The sequence below is a fragment of the Alkaliphilus crotonatoxidans genome (assembly GCF_054658015.1).
In genome coordinates, this window is sequence record NZ_BAAHXS010000001.1 from 201,579 (window position 1) to 208,102 (window position 6,524).

At 42.2% G+C, this 6,524-nt stretch carries 8 protein-coding genes; all 8 read left to right on the forward strand.

Going from position 1 to position 6,524, the window contains the following annotated elements:
• Position 1 precedes the first annotated feature (1 nt).
• Positions 2–937 carry a 16S rRNA (cytosine(1402)-N(4))-methyltransferase RsmH gene (rsmH, locus tag ACYQ1I_RS00955; RefSeq protein WP_459761703.1) on the forward strand — a complete coding sequence of 312 codons (936 nt, stop codon included), beginning with the start codon at positions 2–4 and terminating at the stop codon, positions 935–937.
• A 33-nt stretch (positions 938–970) separates the two neighbouring features.
• Positions 971–1,459: a hypothetical protein gene (locus tag ACYQ1I_RS00960; protein ID WP_459761704.1), complete on the forward strand. Its 489-nt coding sequence runs from the start codon at positions 971–973 to the stop codon at positions 1,457–1,459.
• A 13-nt stretch (positions 1,460–1,472) separates the two neighbouring features.
• On the forward strand, positions 1,473–3,632 hold the full coding sequence (locus ACYQ1I_RS00965; RefSeq protein ID WP_459761705.1) for a penicillin-binding transpeptidase domain-containing protein: 2,160 nt from the start codon (positions 1,473–1,475) through the stop codon (positions 3,630–3,632).
• A gap of 156 nt (positions 3,633–3,788) precedes the next feature.
• A complete protein-coding gene (locus ACYQ1I_RS00970) occupies positions 3,789–4,145 on the forward strand; it encodes a Mur ligase domain-containing protein (protein WP_459761706.1) in 357 nt (118 codons plus the stop codon).
• Between the two features lie 68 nt (positions 4,146–4,213).
• The gene (locus tag ACYQ1I_RS00975; RefSeq protein ID WP_459761707.1) at positions 4,214–5,254 is read left to right on the forward strand and encodes a UDP-N-acetylmuramoyl-L-alanyl-D-glutamate--2,6-diaminopimelate ligase; all 1,041 of its coding nucleotides are present in this window, start codon (positions 4,214–4,216) and stop codon (positions 5,252–5,254) included.
• A gap of 223 nt (positions 5,255–5,477) precedes the next feature.
• Positions 5,478–5,624, forward strand: a complete 147-nt coding sequence (locus ACYQ1I_RS00980) for a hypothetical protein (protein WP_459761708.1) — start codon at positions 5,478–5,480, stop codon at positions 5,622–5,624.
• Entirely contained in the window at positions 5,621–6,154 is a 534-nt protein-coding gene (locus ACYQ1I_RS00985) for a Mur ligase family protein (RefSeq protein ID WP_459761709.1), read from the forward strand. The genes ACYQ1I_RS00980 and ACYQ1I_RS00985 overlap by 4 nt, the downstream gene beginning before the upstream one ends.
• A gap of 8 nt (positions 6,155–6,162) precedes the next feature.
• A partial coding sequence (locus ACYQ1I_RS00990; RefSeq protein WP_459761710.1) for a glutamate ligase domain-containing protein occupies positions 6,163–6,524 on the forward strand: 362 nt, incomplete at its 3' end.

Sequence of the window (6,524 nt, forward strand, 5' to 3'; positions counted from 1 at the left end):
AATGAATTTTAAACATGTTTCCGTACTGTTGGAGGAATCAATTGAATATTTAAACATAAAGCCTCAGGGGACTTACGTAGATGGCACCCTGGGGGGCGGCGGCCACTCCTTGGAGATTGCCAAAAGACTTAATGAAAAAGGCCTGCTGATTGGAATTGACCAGGATGAAAATGCCCTAAAGGCTGCCGGTGAAAGGCTTAAAGATTATACTGATCGTTTTAAAGCCGTAAGAAGCAATTTCAGTCATCTGTCAGATGTACTGGAGCAACTGGAAATTGCAGAAATAGACGGCCTATTGCTGGATTTAGGTGTTTCATCCCATCAATTGGATGAAGCGGAAAGGGGCTTTTCCTACATGCATGATGCTCCCCTGGATATGAGAATGGATAACCGCAGTCCATTGACTGCCAGGGAGGTTGTCAATGGTTACAGTGAAGAAGCCCTCTATCAAATTATAAAAGACTATGGTGAAGAAAAATGGGCAAAGCGTATCGCCCAATTTATTGTAAACCACAGAAGATCAGAACCTATAGAAACCACCTATCAGCTGGTGGATATAATAAAAGGGGCCATTCCCAAGGGAGCCCGAATGGATGGACCCCACCCGGCCAAAAGAACCTTTCAGGCCATTCGTATTGAAGTCAATCGAGAACTGGAAATTATCGAAGAAACCATTATTGCGGCCACTCAATATTTAAGACCGGGTGGTAGAATCTGTATCATCACCTTCCATTCACTGGAGGACAGGATTGTAAAAAATGCCTTTAAAAAATTGCAAAATCCATGTGTTTGTCCCCCTCAGTTTCCAGTTTGCCAGTGTAACAAAAAGCAGGAGCTGGAAATTATCACAAGGAAACCGATCGTTCCCTCTGATGAGGAATTGGAAATAAACCCAAGGGCAAGAAGTGCCAAGCTAAGGGTGGCGGAAAAGGTATAGAATTGTTCTAAATGGGAGAAAGGATGAATAAATTTGGAAGTAATAAGAAAAGAATATCCCCAATTACAGCCCGAAAGACGAGAGAAGCCAACACCTAAAAAGAAAGGTATGCCCCAAAAAAGCTACCGCTTGGAAAAAGCAGCTGTTGCTTTATCAATTTGTGGGCTTTTGGTATTGAGCTTATTTCTCCTATTAAGATACGCTGCCATAACGGAGCTAAGGCATCATGTTCATGCTCAAAATAATACCCTTGAGCAAATGGAAATGCAAAGAGAAAAACTGAAAATAGAGCTTGAACGGGTTTCAAAGTCAAGGGCAATTGAGCAGGAAGCATTAGAACGGCTGAAAATGCAGTATCCTTCCCCCGAAAATACCCAATACATTGTCATCAATCAAACCAAGGTAGATCTTCTGACCAATGAATTAAATAATCGCATAAAACTGGAAGAAAACCTGGAACAACCAAGGATAAGCCCATTAAAGAGGGTAGTTCATAAATTTACAGCCCTGTTGAATTTTTAAAGGAGGAAGAGCTTTGTCTCAGCCTAGTATATCAAGTAAAAAAAGATTGTTGTTTATATTTATCGTTGTAAATGTGGTGATGTTCTCTTTAATCGTTCGCCTTGGCTGGATTCAAATCGTAAACGGCGAAAGGTACAAGGAGCTTGCCAATGCCCAGCAGACCAGGGATATTCCCATTCCTGCCAAGCGAGGAATCATATATGATCGCAATGGAAAGGAATTGGCAATTAGTGCCAGCAGCAATACGGTATATGCCAAGCCTAGCGAAATAGAAGATGTAGATAAAACAGCCAAGGAATTGTCGGTAATATTGGGTCTTGATGAAGAAAAGCTAAAAACCGATTTAACTAAAAAAAGCTATATTGTTACACTTATTCGCTGGATCGATGACGACCTGGCCCTGAAGGTTCGTCAGGCAAAGTTGAAGGGCGTTTGGATTGCTGATGATAATAAACGATATTACCCCTATGGTAATTTTGCTTCTTACATAATAGGTCATATTACCAATGACAATAGGGGGATGGCCGGCATAGAATTGGAATACGATAAGTATTTAAGCGGTTTACCCGGTCGATGGATCAAGAACACCGATGGGGCAGGCCGGCAGCTTCCCTTCAGTGTTGAGCGATATCATCCTCCAGAGGATGGTTTAAGTGTCGTTTTAACCATTGATGAAGTAATACAGCACTTTGCTGAAAAGGCAGTGCAAAATGCCCTTGAAGTTAACCAGGCCCTCAGGGTTTCAGCCACAGTAATGGACGTTAAAACCGGAGAAATATTGGCCATGGCAATTAAGCCAGACTATGATCCCAATGAGCCCAGAGTACCCCTTGATGAAGCTTTAAGGGCCCAGCTGGAGGAATTGACCGATGACGAAAAGCTCAACGAATGGTATGCCATGTGGCGAAATCCAGTCATTAATGATACCTATGAGCCAGGCTCTACCTTTAAGCTGGTTACTACCTCTGCTGCCTTGGAGGAAGGGGTAGCCACTCCCCAAAGCACCTTTTATTCCAGCGGTACCATCAATGTTGCAGGTCGAATCATTAAAAGCTGGCGTTGGTATAATCCCTTTGGGCATCAAACCCTAACAGAAGCAGTACAAAATTCTGATAACCCGGTATTTGTTGAATTAGCTCAACGACTTGGAGCCGAAACCTTTCATAAATATATTAATGCCTTTGGATTTTCAAACACAACAGGAATTGATTTGCCCGGCGAGCGGAGTGCAATTATGTATTCGGTGCCCCAAACAGGGCCGGTAGAACTGGCCACCATGTCCTTCGGGCAAAGTATTTCGGTAACACAATTACAGCTACTAACAGCCGTTGCTGCCATAGCCAACGATGGAAAATTGATGCAGCCAAGGCTTGTGAAGGAACTGATTGATCAAGAGGGTAAGGTGATTCATCAATTTGAAGAGACCTTTATTCGACAGGTTATTTCAGAAAAAACTTCAAAGGAAATGCTTGAAATTATGGAATCTGTCGTTTCAGAGGGAGGAGGAAATTCAGTCTACATTCCGGGCTATCGTATAGGCGGAAAGACAGGAACGGCTCAGAAGGCCAAGGATGGAGGCTATCCAGCCGGACTGTACATCTCCTCCTTTATAGGCGTTGCTCCCATAGATGATCCAAAGCTGGCTATTTTGGTTGTAGTGGATGAGCCCAATGGAGCAAGCCATTTCGGTAGCACCACGGCAGCACCGGCGGCAAAGGAAATCTTAGAGGAAACCTTAAGATATTTAGATATTCAGCCCAGCTATAATGAAGAAGAGGCAAAGGAGCTTGTAAAGCCTAAGGTCACTGTTCCGGAGGTACGGGATATGTCTCTGAGTGAAGCATCGAAAATATTAGGTCAGCATAACCTTCAATATGATATAGAAACCGTTAATGAAGAGCATCAGAATGATATTGTGGTCGATATGTTTCCCAAGCCGGGGGCATCAGTACCGGAAAAATCAATTATTTTGCTCTACACAAGGAAAGGTACCGATTCAGCTTCTGTTACCGTACCAGACCTGACAGGAAAGACCATCCGTGAAGCCAATACAATTCTCTCTAATCTTGGGTTAAGATTAAAAATTACAGGAAGTGGGCAGGCGACGAAGCAATATCCAGAGATGAATGAACAGGTTGAGGCTGGAACCATTGTGAGTGTAGAATTTAATTAAGCCTATTTCCATAAAATTTAATACTAGAAAATATAAGCTAATGGATTTATAATGAAATGGGCAACTAAAATTATTGGGTAATCAACCTTTAATTTTATGTTGCCTTTTAAAAAGCTCAAGAAACGTTAATAATAGCAATAGAAGGGATGGATACCTATGATATTAAAGGAATTGATTCAGGGGCTGGATATCGTCAAGCTGGACGGAAATGATGATTTAGAGATAGACAACATACATAATAATTCAAAGGATGTTACAGAAAATAGCTTATTTATATGTATTCGGGGCTTTCAAACGGATGGACACCTATACGTAAGTGAAGCCATTCAAAGGGGAGCAAAGGCGATCCTCTGCGAAGTACCGATTCAAGCGGAAGATGCAACCGTGATACGGGTAAGAGATTGCAGAAGGGCCATGGCACAAATTGCAACGAATTTTTATCATCGACCCAGTGAAATATTAGATGTAATTGGTGTTACGGGAACCAATGGAAAAACTCAATTACTTATATGATTAAGGCAATATGGAGGAAGCGGGCCGAAGGCCTGGATTAATGGGGACGCTGGCCACGCTGATGGGAGATGAAAGGGTCGTTCAATCCAGAACAACACCAGAATCAATTGATATTCAGCGGCAATTTAGAAAAATGCTTGATTTATGGACTGGATAGCTGTGTCATGGAGGTTTCATCCCATTCCCTGGAGCTTAGCCGAGTGGAAGGGATTGCCTTTAAAATTGGTATTTTTACCAATCTCACACCTGATCACCTGGACTTTCACCTAAATTTAGATAATTATCGAAGGTCAAAAAAGAAATTATTTTATCAGACCCAGACTGGGAATATTATTAATATTGATGACTCCCATGGTCAGATCATAGCAGAAGAAATCAGAAATTTAGCAGTTCCCCTTTATACCTATGGAATAAATCAGTCAGCTGATTTTAAGGCAGAGAATGTCAAAATCGGCCTTAAGGGTGTCAGCTTTGAGGTGGTGGGGCCCGATTTCAGGGAAGCCTTTACCCTTAAAATCCCAGCCCTTTTTGCTGTTTACAATGCCCTGGCGGCCATATCGGCCTGCTATGCCCTGGGGATACCTGTTGAATCAATGGTTTCAGCCCTAAAGCAGTTTAAAGGAGTAAAGGGAAGGTTTGAAGTGATCGAAGAAATCAAAAAGGCAGCAGTGATTGTAGACTTCGCCCATACGCCTGATGCCCTGGAAAATGTTTTAAAAGCAGCCAAGACCTTTGCAAAGGATAATAGATTGATTACCGTATTTGGCTGCGGTGGCGATCGGGATAAAACAAAAAGACCCGTGATGGGTGAAATCGCCGGAAGATACAGCGATATATCGATTCTAACATCTGATAACCCTCGAACCGAGGATCCTAATCAAATAATAGAAATGGTTGAACAAGGGATTCAAAAATCCAAGAGCTGTTATTATGTAAGGCCAGATAGACGGGAGGCCATTAAATTGGCCCTTAAGACAGCCCGTAGGAATGATATCGTCATTATTGCAGGAAAGGGTCACGAGACAACCCAAATTGTAGGGAGCCAGGTGCTGCCCTTTGACGACCGGCAGGTTGCAATTGAAATCGCTAGAGAGGAAGGAATTGAGTAATGCTGCTGACCGTTGAACAAATCATCCAAGCCACAGGAGGCCGTCTATTGCAAGCTGGAAAAAACCCTTCAAGTCTGGAATTTCCACCGATACCCGAACCCTTAAAGTAGGACAGCTTTTTATTCCCCTCGACGGAGCAAATTATAGAGGGCATGATTTTATTCCCAAGGCCAAGACCAAGGGGGCATGGGGCAGCCTTTGCTGCAAAGGACAACCAATTAATTTGAAGGAACTGGAAGGAATTTTTGTTATCGAAGTGGAAGATATCCTGGTTGCCCTGAGAAAAATCAGTACTTATTATCGTAATCAGTTTCATATCCCCTTTGTGGCGGTAACCGGCAGTACAGGTAAAACCAGCACGAAGGATTGATCAGCAGCATCCTGTCAGAAAAATATCAGGTTCTAAAAAATATGGGTAATTTAAATAACCAAATCGGTTTGCCCATGACGCTGTTCAACCTGTCAAAAAGCCATGAGGTTGGTGTATTGGAAATGGGGATGTCATCCTTTGGTGAAATTCATAATCTGGTTGAAGTTGTCAGGCCCCATGTGGCGGTGATCACCAATATTGGTATGTCTCATATAGAACACTTAGGAAGCAGAGAGAACATCCTGAAGGCGAAGCTGGAAATAGCCGGCTTCCTGCAAGGGACCGATTATCTGCTGATCAATGGAGATGATCCCTATCTTCAAAAAGTAAAGGAGCAGCAAAGATCCTATCAGTGCATATCCTATGGATTATCGAAGGAGAATGACTTTTATCCCCAACGGGTAATTGATCATGGTGAAGCAGGCTTCACCATCTCCATTAAAATAATGGAAGAAGTTCATGATTTTCAATTTAAATATCCTGGTATTCATAATGTTTACAATGCTCTGGTAGCCTATGGATTGGACTGAACTTTAAAATGACCCCTGAGGAATTACAAAAAGGTCTGAATCATTATATTCCTTCAAAGATGAGGTTTGAAATCCATGAAAAACATAATCTTAAAATCATTAATGATGCCTATAATGCCAGCCCGGATTCCATGAAGGCATCCCTTAAGGTACTTGATGATATGAAGGGAAAAAGAAAAATTGCACTGCTGGGAGATATGTTTGAAATGGGCAGTTTTTCAGAGGAGGGTCATCGCATGGTTGGCCGGGATTTTGCAAATACCAATATAAATATATTGATTTCTGTAGGAAACATGGCCCGATGGATTGCAGAGGAAGCAGAAACCTTAGCAAATGAAAAATTGATTATCTCAGTTTCTAATAATCAACA

What these genes read in the sequence shown, in the direction of transcription:
- rsmH (WP_459761703.1), top strand. Translation starts at nt 2, where the DNA reads ATGAATTTTAAACATGTTTCCGTACTGTTGGAGGAATCAATTGAATAT.
- ACYQ1I_RS00970 (WP_459761706.1), top strand. Translation starts at nt 3,789, where the DNA reads ATGATATTAAAGGAATTGATTCAGGGGCTGGATATCGTCAAGCTGGAC.
- ACYQ1I_RS00975 (WP_459761707.1), top strand. Translation starts at nt 4,214, where the DNA reads ATGAAAGGGTCGTTCAATCCAGAACAACACCAGAATCAATTGATATTC.